A 19,613-nucleotide genomic window follows, 5' to 3' on the forward strand; every position below is an offset into this window, starting at 1 on the left:
TCAGCGACAACGCGTTTTACCTGGAAGTACGTGGTGCCTGGGCGTGCTTCGCGAGCAAGCTCGCTCCTGCGCCGACAGTAAATAAAGTAGCATGCCTCGACACAACCTGGCCCCAGGAAGGAGCTCACCATGACCGGCCGGATCATCATCGCCGACGACCACCCCATGTTTCGCGAAGGCATGGCGCGCACCGTGCAACGCTTGCTGCCCGACGCCCAGGTGCAAGAGGCCGGCGACCTGGCCACGGTGAATACGTTGCTGCGCGAGGCGGGCGAGGTCGATACCCTGATCCTCGATTTGCGCTTTCCCGGCCTGACCTGCATCAGCCAATTGGCCGAAATGCGCCAGCAACTGCGACGCACCACCTTGGTGGTGGTGTCGATGGTCGACGACCCTGCGCTGATCGAACAAGTCATGGCCTCGGGCGTCGACGGTTTTATCGGCAAGAACATCGCCCCGGATGAGATCGGCCAGGCGCTGCTGGCGATACGCGCCGGCGAAGTGCTGGTCAAGTTCGCGCCGTCGGGCCTGCTGCCGCTGGACACTCATACCCTTACCACCCGCCAGCAGGAAGTGTTGCGCCTGATTGCCCAGGGCAAGACCAACAAGGAAATCGCCAAGGCCCTGGATATCTCGCCGTTTACCGTGCGCATTCATGTGTCCTCCCTGCTGCGCAGTCTGAAGGTACCGTCGCGGGCGGCGGCGGCGGTGAAGTACTCCGGAGAGCTCTAAGCTGTTTGTAGGAGCGAGCTTACTCGCGAGAAAACCACAGGCGCCGCGTTGACTCAGAAAACACGCGTTAGCGTTGACGTTTTTCGCGAGCAAGCTAGCTCCTACAGCCCCCTCTGCATCCGATATTTATGCTCAATTCCCAACTTAATAATATTTTATTAATCACCGCCCGCCCCCTAACTTGACGTCATGCCCAAGCTGAATCCAACTGCATTACGCAAGGACAGACACATGACTCAAGCAATAACAAAAATAGACACGCTGGTAGTGGGCGCAGGTCAGGCTGGCGTGGCCATGAGCGAGCATTTGAGCAAGCAAGGCGTGCCGCACCTGGTGCTGGAGCGCAGCCGTATCGCCGAACGCTGGCGCACCGGGCGCTGGGACTCGTTGGTCGCCAACGGCCCGGCCTGGCATGACCGCTTCCCCGGTCTGGAATTCGACGACGTCCCTGCCGATGGCTTCGCGCCAAAAGAGCGTGTCGCCGATTACTTTGAAGCCTACGCACGCAAATTCAATGCGCCGATCCGCACTGGCGTGGACGTGACGTCAGTGGTACGTAACATCGGCCGCCCCGGCTTCACCGTGCACACCAGTGAAGGTGTGATCGAAGCCAACCGCGTGGTCGCCGCCACCGGGCCATTCCAGAAGCCCGTGATTCCAGGCATAGCGCCGACAGGCACGGCTCTGCACCAGATCCATTCCGCCGACTATCGCAACCCTGGGCAACTGCCGGCGGGCGCCGTATTAGTGGTGGGCGCCGGTTCTTCCGGCGTACAAATCGCCGATGAACTGCAGCGCGCCGGTCGCCAGGTCTACCTGTCGGTAGGCGCCCATGACCGCCCGCCCCGCGCCTATCGCAACCGGGATTTCTGCTGGTGGCTGGGGGTTTTGGGCGAGTGGGACCAGGCGGCGATGAAACCTGGCCGTGAACACGTGACCATTGCTGTGAGCGGCGCCCACGGCGGCAAGACCATCGACTTCCGTGAACTGGCCCAGCAAGGCATGACCCTGGTTGGCCTGACCCAAGCCTTCGACGGCACAGTGGCGACGTTCCAACCCAACCTGGTGGAAAACCTGGCACGCGGGGATGAGAACTACCTGGCCCTGCTGGACGCGGCCGACGCGTATGTCGAACGCAATGGTCTCGACCTGCCCCAGGAGCCCGAAGCACGTCGCGTGTTTCCCGACGCTGAATGCATCAAGCAGCCAATCCTGACGCTGGACCTGGCCGAAGCGGGCATCACCTCGATCATCTGGGCCACCGGGTTTGCCGTGGACTACAGCTGGCTACAGGTGGACGCTTTCGACGCCGCCGGCAAGCCGCAACACCAACGTGGTGTATCCAGCGAAGCCGGCATCTACTTCCTCGGTTTGCCATGGCAATCGCGGCGTGGCTCGTCGTTTATCTGGGGGGTGTGGCACGACGCCAAATACGTAGCCGACCATATCGCTATCCAGCGTCAGTACCTCGAGTACCGCGAAGCTGCGCCGGTTGCCCGCCAGACCCCTGTCAGCGCCTGATCACTTTTTCCTGGAGTTTTTTGATGCCTACTCACACTCGCATCCGCATGTTCAACACCAAAGAAACCTATCCCAACCAGAGCCTGGATAACGACCTGTGCCAGGCCGTGCGCGCCGGCAACACCGTGTATGTACGCGGCCAGGTGGGCACTGATTTCGATGGCAACCTGGTGGGCCTCGGCGACCCTCGGGCCCAGGCCGAACAGGCGATGAAAAACGTCAAGCAACTGCTCGAAGAAGCCGGCAGCGCCCTCAGCCACATCGTCAAAACCACCACCTACTTGATCGACCCACGCTACCGCGAGCCGGTGTATCAGGAAGTGGGCAAGTGGCTCAAGGGCGTATTCCCGATTTCCACCGGGCTGGTGGTCTCGGCCCTGGGCCAGCCGCAGTGGCTGATGGAAATCGATGTGATCGCGGTTATCCCAGAGTAAGGAGGCTAGCCATGACCTTTTCAATCGTTGGCCGCTGCGCGGAAACCGGCCAGTTGGGCGTTGCCATCAGCTCATCAAGTATCGCCGTAGGCGCTCGCTGCCCATGGCTGCGGCCCGGCGTGGGCGCGGTATCGACCCAGAACATCACCTTGCCGGCCCTCGGCCCAGACGTGCTCGACGGGCTGGAACAGGGCCTGGCCCCAGACGATGCCGTGGACAAAGCACTCACCCGCAACGGCTACAGTCAGTATCGGCAACTGACGGCGATTGACCACCTGGGCCGCAGCGTGCATTTCAGCGGCAGCCAGACCCTGGGTACCCATCACGCGGTATCGGGCGAGCAATGCGTGGCGGCGGGCAACATGCTCGCCGACCGTGAAGTCATCACCGCGATGGTCTCGGCCTTTGAACAGGGCGAAGGCCAGCTCGCAGACCGGTTGCTGGCAGCGATGCATGCCGCCATCGCCGCCGGTGGCGAAGCCGGCCCGGTGCATTCCGCCGCGCTGGTGGTGGTGGGCGAGTTGACTTGGCCGATCATCAACTTGCGCGTGGATTGGGCCGACGAAGCGCCGATTGGCGAATTGCAAAAACTCTGGGACGCCTACCGCCCACAGGTACAGGACTATATCGATCGCGCCCTCGCCCCCGACCGCTCCCCCGGCTACGGCGTGGCCGGAGACGAGCGATGAGCCGCAGCCGCGACCTGCTGGAAACGCTGGTGGGCTTCGACACCACCAGCCGTGAGTCCAACCTTCAGTTGATCGAGTTTGTGCGCGATTACCTGGCCGGGTTTGGTATCGCCAGCGAGTTGGTCTACAACGCGCAACGCACCAAGGCCAACCTGTTTGCCAGCGTCGGCCCGGTTGAGCTGCCAGGTATCGTGCTGTCGGGGCATACCGACGTGGTGCCAGTGGATGGGCAACCCTGGACCCTGCCGCCGTTCACGTTGACCGAGCGTGACGGCAAGCTGTTCGGGCGCGGCACCGCCGACATGAAGGGGTATATCGCGTGCGTACTGGCGTTGGTACCCGCACTGGTCAAAACACCGTTGCGCCTGCCGGTGCATATCGCCCTGTCCTACGATGAAGAAGTCGGATGCCTGGGCGTACGCTCATTGCTCGCTGTTCTGGAACAGCGCCCGGTGAAACCCATGCTGTGCATCATCGGCGAACCGACCGAACTCAAACCGGTGTTGGGTCATAAGGGCAAGTTGGCGATGCGCTGCGACATACAGGGTCAAGCATGTCATTCGGCGTATGCGCCCTCGGGGGTGAATGCGATCGAACATGCCGCCGATCTGATCTGCGAACTCGGGCGCATCGGCCAGCGCTTGCGTTCGCACCAGGACCCACGTTTCAACCCACCTTTCAGCACGGTACAGACCGGCCTGATCAGTGGTGGCAAGGCATTGAACATCGTCCCGGCCGATTGTCGCTTTGACTTTGAAGTACGCGCCCTGCCCGCCTCGGACCCCGCTGAAGTCGCTCAAGAACTGCAAGCGTACGCCATGCAGCAGGTACTGCCGCGTATGCAGGCGGTCAGCAAGCAGAGCTCCATTCGGTTCACAGAGCTGTCGGCCTACCCGGGGCTGGTCACGGATGAGCACAGCCAGGCGGCGCAGCTGATTGCGGCGTTTTGCGGCTCGCAAGCGTTCGGCACCGTAGCGTTTGGCACCGAAGGCGGGCTGTTTGATGCGGCAGGCATTCCCACCGTGGTATGCGGGCCCGGGAGCATGGAGCAGGGGCATAAGCCGGATGAGTTTGTGAGCGTAGCGCAGTTGGCGGGATGTGATGCCATGTTGGGGCGCATGCTGGACTCGATCCGCTGAGCCAAACACTGCTTCCACAGACAATGCAAATGGATCGTGTTGGATCAGGCAGATAGGGGTCGGCTGGGGGCCATCATCGCAGGCAAGCCAGCTCCCACAAAAGGCCAGCCTCCAGTCAGGCCAGCTCCCGAGCAAGAAACGGCGCAGTCCGGCTGGTCTTGCTCTTGGCCACTTTCTGCGGCGCCCCACACGCCACGACTCTCCCGCCCAAGTCCCCTGCTCCCGGCCCGATATCAATCACCCAGTCACTTTGGGCCACCACGCGCATTTCATGCTCCACCACAACCACCGTATGCCCCGCATCCACCAGCTGGTTCAGTTGGCTGAGCAAACGATCGACATCCCTGGGGTGCAACCCGGTGGTCGGCTCGTCCAGCACATACAAGGTGGCGCCCCGGGCATTGCGTTGCAACTCGGTAGCGAGCTTGATGCGCTGTGCCTCACCGCCCGACAACTCGGTGGCCGGCTGCCCGAGGCGCAGATAACCCAGGCCGATATCGCGCAGCACGACTAACGAACGCAGGATGCCCGGCTGCTCGGCAAACACCTGCACCGCTTGCTCCACCGTCAACCCCAGCACCTGGGCGATGTTCAAGCCCTGCCATTTGATCGCCAGGGTGTCGGGGTTATAGCGCGCGCCGTGACAGGTCGGGCATGGCGCGTACACGCTGGGCATGAACAGCAATTCAACGCTGACAAAACCTTCACCCTCACAGTTCGGGCAACGGCCCTTGGCGACGTTGAAGGAGAACTGCCCGGCATCGTAATTGCGTTTCTTGGCCGCTGGCGTGGCGGCAAACAGTTTGCGCACGTTGTCGAACAGCCCGGTGTAGGTCGCCAGGTTGGAACGCGGCGTGCGGCCGATGGGCTTCTGGTCCACCTGCACCAGGCGCTGAATGTGCTCGAGCCCGGCGCTGATGCGCCCGCCACTGGCTTGCGGTGCAGCATCTTCCAGGCTCGGTTCATCGTCGCTTTCCAGCACACGCCCCAGGCCCGTGCCCACCAATTCCAGCAGCGCCTGGCTGACCAGGCTGGATTTGCCCGAGCCGGAAATCCCCGTCACCGCGGTGAAACAGCCCAGCGGGAAATCCACGTTCAAATCTTTCAGGTTGTTTCGCGTCACGCCTTTGAGCTTCAGCCAACCGGCCGGCTCGCGGCTTGGCACATTGGCCGGGCGAGGTGAGGCAAACAGGTATTCGCGGGTCTGCGAGGCCTCGACATCCGCCAACCCTGCGGGCGGCCCGCTGTACAGCACTTGCCCGCCATGTTCGCCGGCAGCCGGGCCCACGTCGATCAGCCAGTCGGCGCGGCGCATGGTTTCCAGGTCATGTTCCACCACAAACAGCGAATTGCCCGCGGCCTTCAAACGATCAAGCGCGGTGAACAATGCTTCGCCATCCGCCGGGTGCAGGCCCGCCGAAGGCTCATCGAGCACATAAATAACACCGAACAACTGCGAGCCCAATTGGGTAGCCAGGCGCAGACGCTGCAGTTCCCCGGACGACAGGGTCGGCGTGCTGCGCTCCAGGGACAGATAGCCCAGGCCCAGTTCGATCAAGGTGTTGACCCGTTCGAGCAGGTCCTGGGCGATGCGCTGGGCCGCCAGGCGTTTTTCCACCGACAGCTTCATCGTGTCGTGCCCCGCGGCCACCGGCTGCAACAACTCGGCCAATTGCGCCAGGGACAATTGCGACAGCTCACCGATATCCACCCCGGCAAACTTCACCGACAACGCCGCCTGGTTCAGGCGTTTGCCCTCGCACAATGGGCAGGCACTGCCTTGCATGAACTGCGATACACGCTTTTTCATCAGCGCGCTTTGGGTGTGGGCGAAGGTGTGCAGGATATAGCGCCGAGCGCCGCTGAAGGTGCCTTGGTAACTGGGCTCCAACTTGCGTTTCAACGCCTCGCGGGTCTGCTGCGGGGTGAAGCCGGCGTACACCGGTACGGTGGGGGTTTCTTCGGTGAACAGGATCCAGTCGCGCTGCTTTTTCGGCAGCTCGCGCCACGGGATGTCCACGTCATAACCCAGGGTCACGAGGATGTCGCGCAGGTTCTGGCCCTGCCACGCCAACGGCCAGGACGCCACTGCACGCTGGCGGATGGTCAAGGACGGATCGGGCACCATCAGCGCTTCGGTCACTTCATACACGCGGCCCAGGCCGTGGCATTGCGGGCACGCTCCCTGGGGCAGGTTCGGCGAGAAGTCCTCGGCATACAACATGGCCTGCCCTTTCGGATAGCGGCCGGCGCGGGAATAGAGCATGCGGATCAAGCTCGACAAGGTGGTGACACTGCCCACCGACGAGCGCGCACTGGGTGTACCCCGTTGCTGTTGCAGGGCCACGGCAGGCGGCAAGCCTTCGATGCTGTCTACGTCCGGCACGCCGACCTGGTCGATCAAGCGCCGCGCATAGGGCGCCACCGATTCGAAATAGCGGCGCTGGGCCTCCGCGTACACCGTGGAAAACGCCAGGGACGATTTGCCGGAGCCAGACACGCCGGTAAACACCACCAGGGCGTCCCGGGGAATATCCACATCGACATTGCGTAAATTATGTTCACGGGCGCCACGCACCCTGACAAAGCCCGTTTGCCGGGCGGTGAGCGGTGGGATGTTGCGCTGTGAAGTCATGGGCAACCTTGTCTTGCGCTTAGCACCCTGCGCACGCGTTGGGTCAGGGCATCGGGGCTGTAGGGTTTGCTCAGCAGGTGGATATCGGCGCTGAGCAGATGATTGGAAGACAGAATGTCGCGGGTGTGGCCCGAGGTAAACAGCACCGGCACCGGCGGGTTCTGCGCGCGGGCCCAGGTGGCCAGATCGGTGCTCTTGACCCGACCCGGCATCACCACATCGGTGAAGATCAGGTCCGGCGACACGCCGCGCTGCAACACTTGCATCGCGCGGTCGCCATCCTCGGCGGTCAGTACGGTATAACCCGATTGCTGCAGCAACTCGACCACCGTCAGGCGCACGCCTTCGTTGTCCTCGACCACCAGGATGGTTTCCTGGCCGCCGCCTTGCAGGTCCGCATCACTGTAGTCGTCGAAGCATTCAGGCTCCAGGCAGTGGGGGAAATACATCTGCACCACCGAGCCCTTGCCCTCCTCGCTCCACATGTCCACGTGCCCGCCACTTTGGCGCACAAAACCGAACACCATGCTCAACCCCAGGCCGGTGCCGTGGCCTTCGCGCTTGGTGGTAAAGAAGGGTTCGAATGCGCGCTTGAGGGTCGCCTCGGACATGCCCACGCCGGTGTCGGCCACTGCCAGGCGCACGTATTCGCCGGGCTTGATGCTTTTACCGATGCAATCGTCCGGGTTGAGGATGACGTTTTCCCCGGTGATACGAATCACACCCTCGCCTTGCATGGCATCGCGGGCGTTGATCGCCAGGTTGAGCAGCGCGTTTTCCAGCTGGTTGCGGTCGACATTGATGCACCAGGAGTCCTGGGGCAGTTGCACGTCGATATGGATGGTTTCCCCCAACGCCCGTTGCAACAGCTCGCCCAGGCCGGCGTAGATGCGCTGCGGGTTGTACACCGCCGGAGACAAGGGCTGGCGACGGGCAAAGGCCAGCAGTTGCGACGACAGCTTGGCCCCTCGCTCCACGGCGGCGATGGCCGCGGTGACGCGACGTTGCACCTGACAATTGTCCGGCTCATGCCGGGCGAGCAAATGCAGGTTGCCGGCGATCACTTGCAGCAGGTTATTGAAGTCATGGGCCACGCCACCGGTCAGGCCGCCAATCGCTTCCAGCTTCTGTGACTGGCGCAACTGGTCTTCTGCGGCAGACCGCGCCTGCACTTCAGCGGCTACGCGTTGCTCCAGATTATGGGTGAGCTCCTGGCGCACCCGCTCGGACTTCACCAGTTCAGTGGTTTCCACCACAATCGCCAGCACCCCGGCCGGCTGTTGGTTGTCCCCGGCCACGGGGCTGTAATAGAGGTCCAGCCATACGCTTTCCGGTTGGCCGTGACGCGATAACACCAGCTCCTTGTTATTGAACGACAAGGTACCGCCCGCCAGGCACGTATCCACCACATGCCGATTGAACTCGGCCACCTCCGGCCAGCCCAGTTCTACCGGAGTGCCCAAGAGGTAGGGATGGCGCCCGCCGGCAAATACCGAATAGCTGTCGTTGTAGATCATGTACCCCGCCCGCCCCCACAGCATCACCATCGGCACGGGTGAGGCGAGCATCATTTGCACGGTGCAAGCCAGGCTCGTGGACCACTGATCCAAGGGGCCAAGGTCGGTACTTGACCAGTCAAACGTGCGAATCCGCTGGGCCATTTCGCCGGCCCAGCCTTCACAGCCATGGGGGTTGGATAAAAATTGCATGATTGAGCTCTGTGCAGGGACAAGACAGTCGCAAGTTTTGGAGCGCGCCAGCGGTGGATGGTTTCATCCTGAGCACAGAGGAATGCACAAACCCCTGGAACTAATGAAAATCCCGGCTGCGCACCACCATTCCATCCAGCAACGGCGTCAAATCGGTGAGGCGCCCCGCGATCAAATGCCGCACCTCACCTACCGCCTCCCAACGGCCGTCCACCTTGAGCAAACGCGAGCCCACCAGCGCCTGGCGCTGACGCTCGGCCAGGTCGCGCCAGACCACCACATTGAGGTTGCCGAACTCATCTTCCAGGGTGACAAAGGTCACGCCGCTCGCTGTGCCTGGGCGCTGGCGGCCAGTGACCAACCCGGCTATGCTCACGTTGCGCCCATGCTTCACCGCCAGCAATTCCTGGGAACTGCGGCAGCGGCGCCGGCGTAACTCGGCGCGCAATAGTGCCAGGGGATGGGGCCCCAGGGTGGTACCGAGGGTGGCGTAATCGGCGTGCAAATCTTCGCCTACCGTGGGCTCGGGTAATGCCACCCGCGTTTCATCGGGGCTCGGCAGGCCGGCAAACAAGCCCAGTTGCTGATGCACACCGGCCACGTCCCAGCGCGCCTGATGGCGGTTGCCGGCCAGGGCGCGCAAGGCCCCGGCATCCGCCAGCAGCGCCTGGGCACGCGTATCCAGCCCGGCGCGCGCGTCCAGGTCAGCGATGTCATTGAACAGCCGCTGCTGCCTCGCCGCTTCGATACGCCGCCCGTCGTCCTCGCGAAACCCAGAGATCATGCGCAAGCCCAGGCGAATCGCCGGTTGCTGGCCGTCGATGGGCTCCAGGCTGCATTCCCAGTCGCTGGCCTGCACATCTACCGGGCGGATCTGCAAGCGATGGCGCCGGGCGTCCTGCAGGATCTGGTCCGGGCTGTAGAAGCCCATGGGCCAGCTGTTGATCAGGGCGCAGGCAAAGGCCGCCGGCTCATGGCATTTGAGCCAGCAACTGGCATAGGTCAGCAAGGCGAAACTGGCGGCGTGGGACTCCGGGAAACCATAGCTGCCAAAGCCCTTGATCTGCTCGAAAATCTGCGCGGCAAAGGCTTCGGTGTAGCCATTCTTCAGCATGCCGGTGCGCAGGCGCTGCTGATGCGGCTCCAGGCCGCCGTGGCGTTTCCAGGCGGCCATGGAGCGGCGCAACTGGTCGGCCTCGCCGGGGCTGTAGTCGGCGGCGACCATGGCGATTTGCATCACCTGTTCCTGGAACAGCGGGATGCCCAGGGTGCGTTTCAATACGGCCTCCAGTGCGGGCGAGGGATAGGTGGTGGGCTCTTCATTATTCCGCCGACGCAAGTACGGATGCACCATGCCGCCCTGGATCGGCCCGGGCCGCACAATGGCAACCTCGATCACCAGGTCATAAAACGTCTGCGGCTTGAGCCGGGGCAACATCGACATCTGCGCCCGCGACTCGATCTGGAACACACCGATGGTGTCGGCCTTGCTGATCATGGCGTAGGTGGCCGGGTCTTCCTTGGGAATCGTGGCCAGGCTCAAGTCCCGGTGGCGATGTCGGCGCAGCAAATCGAAGCAGCGGCGGATCGCGCTGAGCATGCCCAGGGCAAGGATGTCCACCTTGAGCAAACCGACGGCGTCGAGGTCGTCTTTGTCCCACTGGATAATGGTGCGCTCGGCCATGGCCGCATTTTCCACCGGCACCAGAGTGTCCAGCGGGTATTCGCTGATCACAAAGCCGCCAGGGTGCTGGGACAGGTGCCGCGGAAAACCGATCAGTTGCTGGGTCAACGTCAAGACACGCCGCAGCAGTGGGCTGTCCGGGTCGAAGCCGCTTTCACGCAGGCGCTCCAACGGCGGCGCCTCATCGCTCCAGCGCCCGCAGCAATCGGCCAAGGCGTTGATCTGGTCCGCCGGCAGCCCGAGGGCCTTGGCCACATCACGTACCGCGCCCGTGGCGTGGTAACTGCTGACCACCGCCGTCAAGGCTGCACGGGTGCGGCCATAGCGCTGGAACACGTATTGCAGCACCTCTTCGCGGCGCTCGTGCTCAAAATCCACGTCGATGTCCGGCGGCTCGTTGCGCTCTTTGGACAGGAAGCGCTCGAACAGCAGGTTGGTAAGGCTCGGGTTGATTTCGGTGATGCCCAGGGCAAAACACACCGCCGAGTTAGCCGCCGAACCACGGCCCTGGCACAGGATCGAACGGCTGCGGGCGAAACGCACGATGTCATGCACCGTAAGGAAATAGCTTTCGTAACCCAGCTCGCTGATCAGCTGCAGTTCACGATGGATTTGCTGCAAGGTCTTGTCGTCGATGCCTTCGGGCCAGCGCTGGGCGATGCCTTCTTCGGTGAGTGTGCGCAGCCAGGATTGGGCGTCATGCCCCGCGGGTACCAGCTCGCGTGGATAGTGATAACGCAACTGGCCGAGGTCGAAGGTGCAGCGCCGCGCGAGGGCGAGGGTTTCATCCAGCAAGGCCTGGGGGTACAGCGCCGCCAGCGCGTCGAGGCTGCGCAAGTGGCGTTCGCCATTGGGGTGCAGGCGCGTGCCAGCTTCGGCCACCGGCACGTGGTGACGGATGGCGGTCATGGTGTCTTGCAGGGCACGGCGGCCTCGCGCATGCATATGCACATCGCCGCAGGCCACGGCAGGGATTTGCAGGCTGTGGGCCAGTTGCAAGCGCTGTTGCAGATGGCGCGCATCGTCCTGCCCACAGTGCAGGTGCACCGCCAGCCACAGACGCTGGTCGAAGGTGCGGCGCAGCCAGTCGAGGCTGGCCTGGGTGTCGCTGTCTTGCGCCACCCACAACGCCAACAGGCCGGGCAACGGTTGCTCGAAATCTTCCTGTAGCAGGCGATAACTGCCCTTTTCAGCCCGACGCCGGGCCAGGGTGATCAGCCGGCACAGGTGCTGATAACCGCTCAGGTTCTCCACCAGCAGCACCAGTTTCGGGCCATTTTCGATGTGCATTTCGCTGCCGATAATCAACGGCAAGTCCACGGCTTTGGCGGCTTGCCAGGCACGCACGATGCCTGACAGCGTGCATTCATCGGTGATCGCCAGGGCGCTGTAGCCTTGGCGCTTGGCGCGCTCGAAAAGCTCCAGCGCACTGGAGGCACCACGCTGGAAGCTGAAATTGGACAGGCAGTGCAGCTCGGCATAATTCATGCGCCCCCACCCCCTGTTGTAGGAGCGAGCTTGCTGTGGCGAGGGAGCTTGCTCCCGCTGACTGCGCAGCAGTCTCCGGCTTTTATTGGGGGCGCTACGCACCCCAGCGCAAGCAAGCTTGCTCGCCACAGTAAGTGCGCTCCAGCTGAGGGGATGCTCATGCAAACCACCCTTGCAACCACAGCCCATCGCCTTGCCCCACCGTGCGATAGGCCCAACCCTGCTGGCCGGCGCGGGTCTGGACCAGGTAATAGTCGCGGCGGACATCGGAGCCATCCCACCAGCCCGATTCAATGCGCTCCGGACCCATCAGGATCTGTACGCCGTGTTCGGCCAGCAAGGTCGGTTGCGGCAATAACCAGCCTGGGCGGCGGACCTTGTTCAAGCTCGGGCACGCCTGGTGGTCGGTCGCAGCCTGCCAGGCGCATTCGGGGCGATAGTCGGCCTGAAAACGCAGGCCCTGCACCGCCTCATCCCCCAGGCGTGCACGCAGGCGTTCGCGCAACTGTTCCCACGGCAGGGTTTGTTGCGGGCGGTCGTCGAACAGGTCCTGGCGTTGCGGCACGAAGACCGGCAAGTCCTCGGCCACCAGGCGCACACCCCGCACCGGCGCGGTGACCTGTACCTGCTCCAGGCGCCCACGGGCCAGTTCGAACAACATTGAAGGCTCGCGCTCGGCGCTGAGCAGGCCCACCTTGATCACGCTGTCTTGTGCCTGGGCGTGTTCCAGGTGCAGGTCAAAGCGCTGCACGCCACTGTCGCGGCCGCACAGGAAAGCGGACAGGTCGCCGGTCAAACGCCGCAAGGGGAACAACAGCGCCTGGTGGGATTGCACATCGAAATTCAACTCGATGCGTGCATCGAACTGGTCGGGCGGTTGATAAAAATCCAGGGCCAATGGCCGCTGCCCGCTCAGGGCGTCGAGGTGCTTGAGCAGGCTGGCGTCAAAACGTCGCGCCAGGGTATGCCGGGGCAAGGCCTGCACCTGGGCCAGGCTGCGCAGGCCCATGCGCGACAAGGCGGTGGCGGCTTGGGGTTCAAGGCCTGCACGGTCGACAGGCAGCGACGCCAGGGCCTGCATCAGGGCGCTGTCATCGGCCACGGCCAGGCCGTCGTAGCCGTTTGCCAATATCCGCGCCGCCGCCGGGTTGGGCGCAGCGACGATGCGATGACGAAAGCCAAGTTCGGTCAGCTCTTTGCGCAAACGCGCCTCGAGGTGCGGCCAGGGCCCGAACAGGCCCAGGCTCGATTCGATCTCGAACAACAAGGCCCGTGGGTAATACAGGCTGACTTGGGAGCTGAATCGGTAGGCCCAGGCGGCCAGAAACTGCTGCAGGCGCTCGATCTCCAGCGGGTCGTATTCGACACAGGCAAACTGCTTGACCAGGGCATGGGCTGCCGTCAACGATTGCCCGGGGCGCAGGCCCAAGGCGCGGGCGGCGGCGTTGACGGTTTGCAACACGCGCCGCTGCGGCGTGCCGGCCAGCAGCGCCAGCGGCTGCTCGGGTTCGGGATGCACACGCTGTGCCCCGTCCAGCGCCAATTGCGGGAAGACAATACACACCCAACGCATGGCAACCTCAATGCCCCGCCAGGGCAATTGGCGCCGGATGGGCCAGCCCGCCACGGCACTTGAGCACCCGCACTTGCGCGGGTCTGGCCTCGACCGCCAGGCGCAGGGCGGCAGGCGAGGCATTGATCGCCTCGCTCAGGGAGCGCCAGGCAAACGCCAGGGTCTGCCCGGTTTCGGCCGCCACCTGCAAACGCCGCAAGGCACGATCATCGGCCTTGCGCGGCCAACACAACACCGCCCCGCAACTGCCAGAACGCAGGCATTGCTCCACCGCCCACAACGCGTCACGCTCCTCGGCCCGGATGATGGACAGCTGGCGCACATCCACCCCGGCGTTCTGCCACGCATGGGGATAGGGGGTATAGGGCGGCGCCACCAGCACAATGCGCTCGCCCAAGGCCGACAGGCGCGCCAGGGTAGGCAGCACCAGTTGCAACTCGCCCACCCCGTCCTGGGCCATCAGGATTTCACTCAAGGCCGATTCCGGCCAGCCGCCACTGGGCAGCACCGCATCCAGCGCCGCCAGCCCCGTGGGGTGCACGCTGGCCGGGGGCGCGGCGGGCCGGCCCTTCCAGACTCGCCCGCCATTGAACAGCGAGTCCAGGGCAACCACGGCGCCCATCAGCCTTGCCTCACCAGGCCGCAGAACACGCCTTCGATGGCCAGGTCCTGCTCGGGCCCCACCACGATGGGTTGATAGGCCGGGTTGCGCGGCAACAGGCGAACACTGTCGCCGTGGCGCTCGAAACGCTTGATGGTGACGTCGCCGTCCAGGCGTGCCACCACAATCTGCCCGTTCAAGGCTTCGGCACTGCGGCGCACGCCCACCAGGTCGCCATCGAGAATGCCATCTTCAATCATCGAATCGCCCTGCACCCGCAGCAGGTAATCGGGGGTTTTGGCGAAAGTGGCGGGGTCCAGTTGCAAGCGGCTGTGCACCTCGGCATCGGCGCCAATCGGCCGACCGGCCGCCACACGACCGAGCACCGGTACATCCAGCCACTCGGGACGCGCAGGTTGATTGAGCAAGCGAATGCCACGGGCCTGGTTGGGGTTGACCTCGATAAACCCAGCTTCGGTCAGCGCCACCACATGCTTGCGGGCGACGCTGCGCGAGGCGAAGCCGAACGCCTCGGCGATCTCGGCGAGGCTGGGAGGCTGGCCTTGTTGCGCGATGCGCTCGCGAATGAAGGTCAGGATGGCGGTGCGGCGGGGAGTCAGGTTTGTCATGGAGTACATTTGTACTCCTGTGGGAAATTTCTGACAATAACCGTCAGTCTGCTAATTGCCAGCTCCCACATGAAGGCATAGGTATCTACTTAAGTCTGTAAGCTCAACGGTGACAACGATGCGAAGCGAGCCGCTCTTGATCTTGATCTGCTTTTGATCTTAGGCGCCCCGTTAAACCACGCTGGCCGGAATTCGACAGGGATTTGGGGGGTAAACCGGCAGGGATGCCGGTTTAGCCGCCCCGCGCCATGGATGGCGCGTGGCGGCGGCCCCCCAAATCACTGGCGGATTACGGGCACACCGAGCCTGGGCGAGGTGCCGAGTGGTGGGGCAAGAGCGTTTTGCTTACTTTTGCGCTTTTCAAAAGTGAGCCGCTGTAAAAGCGGAACCCTAAGTGGCCGTTACCGCAGGAATGGATATGTACACGGTCCAACTGTGTTGACTGTCAGGCCGTCTTCGCAGGCAAGCCAGCTCCCACATTGGATCGCGGGGCATCAGTTATATCTGTGTCGGCTGCCAGGCCGTCACGGGAGCAAGCTCCCTCGCCACAGATTCAGCGTCGTGCCAAAGTTGTGTAGATACCTATGCACATGAAGGCATACCTCACCACCCCTCTTTCAACATCCGCAGCTCCAGATGCTGCAACAACATAATCGTCTTGCCATCCACAATCTCCCCGCTCTGCACCATCGCCAGTGCCTGCTCAAAGCCCAGCTCCAGTACCTCGATATCCTCGCCCTCTTCTTCCAGGCCTCCGCCCGCTCCCACTCGGTCGCCTGGCTGGTATTCACCGATAAAAAAGTGAATCCGCTCCGTCACCGATCCCGGGCTCATGAACGCCGCGTAGATTTTCTCAACATGCCCGACGCGATAGCCGGTCTCTTCCTCGGCCTCCAGGCGGATGCGTTCTTCGGCGCTGGCGTTATCGAGCAAACCGGCCGCCGCTTCAATCAGGTAGCCGGGGTAATCGTTGACGAAAGTGGGCATGCGGAACTGGCGAATCAGCAAGACTGTGCGTTGCTCACGGTTGTACAACAGGATGGTCGCACCGTTGCCCCGGTCATACACCTCGCGGGTCTGGGCTTGCCAACTGCCGTCGCGACGGCGCAGGTCGAAGCTGTATTTCTTCAGCAGGTACCAGTTGTCCGAGAGGGTTTCTTCGGCGGTGATGCGCACGGGGCTGTTGTTCATGTGTGGGCCTTTGCAGGTAGGGCAGGTTCAAGCCGTCCACCCTATCAACCCGCACGAGGATTGTTCAATGCTGTAACACTTTCATCCGTCACGGCCGTCGCATTAATGCCTACCCGCCCAGGCCATCTGGTAAAACCCGTGCTTCATCTTTGTTCTGGAACCTTCATGTCTTCTGCTTCTATGCCCCGCCGGGGCCTGCGCTGGTTTGTCTGGCTGTGCATGGCCGTGTTGATTGTCGGCCTGCCGGTCGGCTGCGCCGTGTTGCAACACAAGGAGCGCGAACTTGTGTTTCGCATCGAGCCGGGAACCGCCGGCTGGTACACCGGCCTGCCCAAGGCGGTGCAGGAATTCGAACTCACGCCCGCCAGTTTCAAAGCAGGGCAGAACATTCATGGCTGGTGGTACCCGGCAGCCAACAAAGACGCGCCCGCCATCCTCTACCTGCACGGAGTACGCTGGAACCTCACGGGCCAATTGTTTCGCATCGAGCAACTGCATGCCCTGGGCTTTTCGGTCCTGGCCATCGACTATCGCGGCTTTGGCCAAAGCCAGGGCGACTTGCCCTCGGAAGCCACGGTGTACGAGGACGCTCGCATTGCCTGGGAGCGTTTCCAGACCCTGCAACCAGACCCCGGCAAACGCCTGATCTACGGGCACTCCCTGGGTGGCGCGGTCGCCATCGACCTCGCTGCCGAGTTGGGCAAGCAGGTGCCATTGCCGGTGCGTGGGCTGGTGATCGAGTCCACGTTCACCTCCCTGGCGGATGTCGCCACGGCCGTTGCCAACACCTCATTGCCGGTGCGCTGGTTGCTGTCGCAGAAGTTCGATTCCATCGACAAGATTGCCGACATCCACATGCCGCTGCTGGTGGTCCACGGCCTCGACGACCGCTACGTACCACCGCGCTTCAGCCAGCAGTTATTCGAAGCCGCCCAGCAACCCAAACACCTGTTGCTGGTGCCCGGTGCCAGCCATAACAACAGCATGAACCTCGCCGGACGCAGCTATGGCCAGGCGCTGGAAAACCTGATGCGCACGAAGATGCCTGCCCAGGTGGTGACACACTCCACAGGCCGTGATAACGCCTCGTAAATACGCTTTTCGACACTGGGTTCGCGCTTGGCTGTCAAGCGCAAACCCTGGCCATGTTGGCCCGAAATACAAGTTGATCAAATAATGACCTTCGCTGAAATCGCCAACGCTGCCGGGCCTTCGCAAAGTTATCCACAGAGATACCCACGGTTTTCGTGGACAACTCTTTTTATATTTTTACGTTTTTTTTGCTCAAGCCGTGCTTCCAGGAAAGGTACCGGGCAACAGGATTTCGCGATTCACTTCGCGTATATCCTTATAGCCACAGAGCGCCATCGACACATCCAGTTCGCGGGCGATGATATCGAGGGCCTTGGTCACGCCCGCCTCGCCCATCGCCCCCAGCCCATACAAGTGCGGGCGGCCAATCATGGTGCCCTTGGCGCCCAGCGCCATGGCCTTGAGCACGTCCTGGCCGGAACGAATACCGCCGTCGAGCCACACTTCAATGCGGTTGCCCACGGCCTCGACAATCGCCGGCAATTGGCTGATGCTCGACGGCGCGCCATCAAGCTGGCGGCCACCGTGGTTACTCACCACCAGCGCATCGGCACCGCAATCGGCCGCCAAGCGCGCATCCTCCACATCGAGAATGCCCTTGATGATCAGCTTGCCGCCCCAGCACCGCTTGATCCACGCCACATCGTCCCAGCTCAGGCGCGGGTCAAATTGCTGGGCGGTCCACGACGACAGCGAACTCATGTCGGCCACGCCCTTCACATGCCCGACGATATTGCCGAAACCACGCCGCTGGGTACCCAGCATGCCCATCACCCAGCGCGGCTTGGTGATCATGTTGAGAATGTTTGGCAGAGTCAGCTTGGGCGGCGCGGACAAACCATTGATCAAGTCCTTGTGGCGCTGCCCCAGAATCTGCAAATCCAGGGTCAGCACCAATGCATCCACCCCGGCCGCCTTGGCGCGCTCGATCAACTGCTCGATAAAACTGCGGTCGCGCATCACATACAACTGGAACCAGAACGGCTGGCCGACATGCTCGGCGATGTCTTCCAGCGAACAGATACTCATGGTCGACAAGGTGTAGCGCAGCCCGAACGCAGCAGCGGCACGGGCAGTGAGGATTTCGCCATCGGCGTGCTGCATGCCCGCCAGGCCAGTCGGCGCCAACGCCACGGGCATGGCCATGTGCTGGCCGATCATGCTGGCGCGGATCGAACGCTCGTCGATATTGCGCGCCACCCGTTGGCGGAACTTGATACGCGCAAAATCAGTTTCGTTGGCGCGGTAGGTGCTCTCAGTCCAGGAGCCGGAATCGGCGTAGTCGTAGAACATGCGGGGGACACGTTTTTGCGCCAGCTTGCGTAAGTCTTCGATGGTTGTGATCAACGGCATCGGGTCACCTCTCCCTGAACTGAACACAGAGAGTAACCGGCAGGAGCGTGGGCAACCAGCCGTTGCGTTTAGATGGGCCGGCGATTAATCTCGCACAAACCCGCAATAAAGCGCACAAACATGCATAACACTCATCAAGCCATCGACCTGCCTTCCCTGCGCAAACAGAAGATCTTGTTGTTGCTGGAACGCGACGGCAAGGTCACTGCCTCCGAGTTGGTCGAGCATTTTGCCGTGTCCCAGGACACCATCCGCCGCGACCTCGGCGAACTCGCTGCCGCAGGCCTGTTGCAACGCGTACATGGCGGCGCCCTGCCCCGACCCAAGGACACCGGCAAGGATTTCTTTACCCGTGTCGGGGAAACCAACGAGGTCAAGCGCCACCTCGCTCGCGTGGCGGCGGAGCGGGTTGAAGACGGCCAGATCGTGCTGTTCGATTCTGGCTCCACCACCTTGCAGATCGCACAATGCTTGCCCCATGCACTGCACCTGACCGTGGTCACGCCATCCCCCATGATCGCCATCGCCCTGGCCGACCATCCGCATATAAAAGTGATCCTGGCCGGCGGCCAACTCAACCCCGCCACGCTCTCCACCGGCGGCCATGACGCGGTGCGGCTGATCCAGAGCGTCAAGGCCGACCTGTTGTTCACCGGGGTTTGCGCATTGCACCCGCAAGTGGGCATCACCTCGCTGCATTTTGGTGAAGTCGCCGTCAAGCAAGCCTTGCTCGACAGCGCGTCCCACGTCATCGCCGTGACCACCTCAGACAAGCTCGGCGCGGTGGAACCCTTTGTGGTGGCGCCTTGCAGCCGTATTCATACGCTGATTACCGAGTGGGACGCGCCGGAGGTGCAAGCATATGAACAGTTGGGGTTGCAGGTGCAGCGGGTGGACGTGCAGTGATGCAAACCCTGTGTAGAGCGAGCTTGCTCGCGAAAACGTCAACAATAACGCGTGTTTCCTGAATGAACGCGGCGCCTGAGCGTTTTTCGCGAGCAAGCTCGCTCCTACAAAAAGGGCAAGCCGGCCATCTGGAGACGGTAACCACGATGCGAAGCGAGCCGCTCTTGATCTGCTTTTGATCTTGATCTCAGGCGCCCCGTTAAACCACGCTGGCCGGAATTCGACAGGGATTTGGGG

Annotated in this window: 15 protein-coding genes; 7 read left to right on the forward strand and 8 right to left on the reverse strand. The window is 62.7% G+C overall.

Annotated elements, in window-relative coordinates:
* The first annotated feature begins 129 nt into the window (after window positions 1-129).
* The 5 genes from AC1RAC_RS02565 (at window position 130) to argE (ending at window position 4,515) form a co-directional block, all read left to right on the forward strand.
* Window positions 130-732, forward strand: a complete 603-nt coding sequence (locus AC1RAC_RS02565; RefSeq protein ID WP_060764843.1) for a LuxR C-terminal-related transcriptional regulator — start codon at window positions 130-132, stop codon at window positions 730-732.
* A 189-nt stretch (window positions 733-921) separates the two neighbouring features.
* Window positions 922-2,253, forward strand: coding sequence for a flavin-containing monooxygenase (locus AC1RAC_RS02570; protein WP_411828871.1), 1,332 nt, complete (start codon window positions 922-924; stop codon window positions 2,251-2,253).
* Window positions 2,254-2,276: 23 nt separating this feature from the next.
* The gene (locus AC1RAC_RS02575; RefSeq protein ID WP_492616105.1) at window positions 2,277-2,687 is read left to right on the forward strand and encodes a RidA family protein; all 411 of its coding nucleotides are present in this window, start codon (window positions 2,277-2,279) and stop codon (window positions 2,685-2,687) included.
* An 11-nt stretch (window positions 2,688-2,698) separates the two neighbouring features.
* Window positions 2,699-3,376: a DUF1028 domain-containing protein gene (locus tag AC1RAC_RS02580; protein ID WP_054898520.1), complete on the forward strand. Its 678-nt coding sequence runs from the start codon at window positions 2,699-2,701 to the stop codon at window positions 3,374-3,376.
* Window positions 3,373-4,515 (forward strand): acetylornithine deacetylase, encoded by a 1,143-nt coding sequence (gene argE / locus AC1RAC_RS02585; RefSeq protein WP_054917132.1) that lies wholly within the window; start codon window positions 3,373-3,375, stop codon window positions 4,513-4,515. Before AC1RAC_RS02580 ends, argE begins: the two co-directional genes overlap by 4 nt.
* 115 nt (window positions 4,516-4,630) lie before the next feature.
* Here the strand turns inward: argE and uvrA are convergent, their stop codons facing one another.
* The 7 genes from uvrA to AC1RAC_RS02620 form a co-directional block, all read right to left on the reverse strand.
* A complete protein-coding gene (uvrA, locus tag AC1RAC_RS02590) occupies window positions 4,631-7,150 on the reverse strand; it encodes an excinuclease ABC subunit UvrA (RefSeq protein ID WP_492616106.1) in 2,520 nt (839 codons plus the stop codon).
* On the reverse strand, window positions 7,147-8,859 hold the full coding sequence (locus AC1RAC_RS02595; protein ID WP_034126118.1) for an ATP-binding protein: 1,713 nt from the start codon (window positions 8,857-8,859) through the stop codon (window positions 7,147-7,149). Before AC1RAC_RS02595 ends, uvrA begins: the two co-directional genes overlap by 4 nt.
* A gap of 100 nt (window positions 8,860-8,959) precedes the next feature.
* Window positions 8,960-12,031 (reverse strand): error-prone DNA polymerase, encoded by a 3,072-nt coding sequence (locus AC1RAC_RS02600; RefSeq protein WP_492616107.1) that lies wholly within the window; start codon window positions 12,029-12,031, stop codon window positions 8,960-8,962.
* 157 nt (window positions 12,032-12,188) lie between these two features.
* A complete protein-coding gene (locus tag AC1RAC_RS02605; protein WP_492616108.1) occupies window positions 12,189-13,604 on the reverse strand; it encodes a Y-family DNA polymerase in 1,416 nt (471 codons plus the stop codon).
* 7 nt (window positions 13,605-13,611) lie between these two features.
* On the reverse strand, window positions 13,612-14,226 hold the full coding sequence (gene imuA / locus AC1RAC_RS02610; RefSeq protein WP_003191873.1) for a translesion DNA synthesis-associated protein ImuA: 615 nt from the start codon (window positions 14,224-14,226) through the stop codon (window positions 13,612-13,614).
* Window positions 14,226-14,843, reverse strand: coding sequence for a transcriptional repressor LexA (lexA, locus tag AC1RAC_RS02615; RefSeq protein ID WP_054898514.1), 618 nt, complete (start codon window positions 14,841-14,843; stop codon window positions 14,226-14,228). The genes imuA and lexA overlap by 1 nt, the downstream gene beginning before the upstream one ends.
* 594 nt (window positions 14,844-15,437) lie before the next feature.
* A complete protein-coding gene (locus AC1RAC_RS02620; RefSeq protein WP_034125680.1) occupies window positions 15,438-16,025 on the reverse strand; it encodes an NUDIX domain-containing protein in 588 nt (195 codons plus the stop codon).
* Window positions 16,026-16,190: 165 nt separating this feature from the next.
* Between AC1RAC_RS02620 and AC1RAC_RS02625 the strand changes: the two genes are divergently transcribed.
* Entirely contained in the window at window positions 16,191-17,117 is a 927-nt protein-coding gene (locus AC1RAC_RS02625; protein ID WP_014718173.1) for an alpha/beta hydrolase, read from the forward strand.
* Window positions 17,118-17,309: 192 nt separating this feature from the next.
* On the opposite strand, the gene AC1RAC_RS02630 is transcribed toward AC1RAC_RS02625, so the two are convergent.
* Window positions 17,310-18,470, reverse strand: coding sequence for an alpha-hydroxy acid oxidase (locus AC1RAC_RS02630; protein WP_054898676.1), 1,161 nt, complete (start codon window positions 18,468-18,470; stop codon window positions 17,310-17,312).
* 120 nt (window positions 18,471-18,590) lie between these two features.
* Here AC1RAC_RS02630 and AC1RAC_RS02635 point away from each other — a divergent pair, with 120 nt between their 5' ends.
* A complete protein-coding gene (locus tag AC1RAC_RS02635; RefSeq protein ID WP_054898675.1) occupies window positions 18,591-19,376 on the forward strand; it encodes a DeoR/GlpR family DNA-binding transcription regulator in 786 nt (261 codons plus the stop codon).
* Window positions 19,377-19,613 lie beyond the last annotated feature (237 nt).

The sequence above is a fragment of the Pseudomonas sp. GW823-FHT02F05 genome (genome assembly GCF_058797315.1).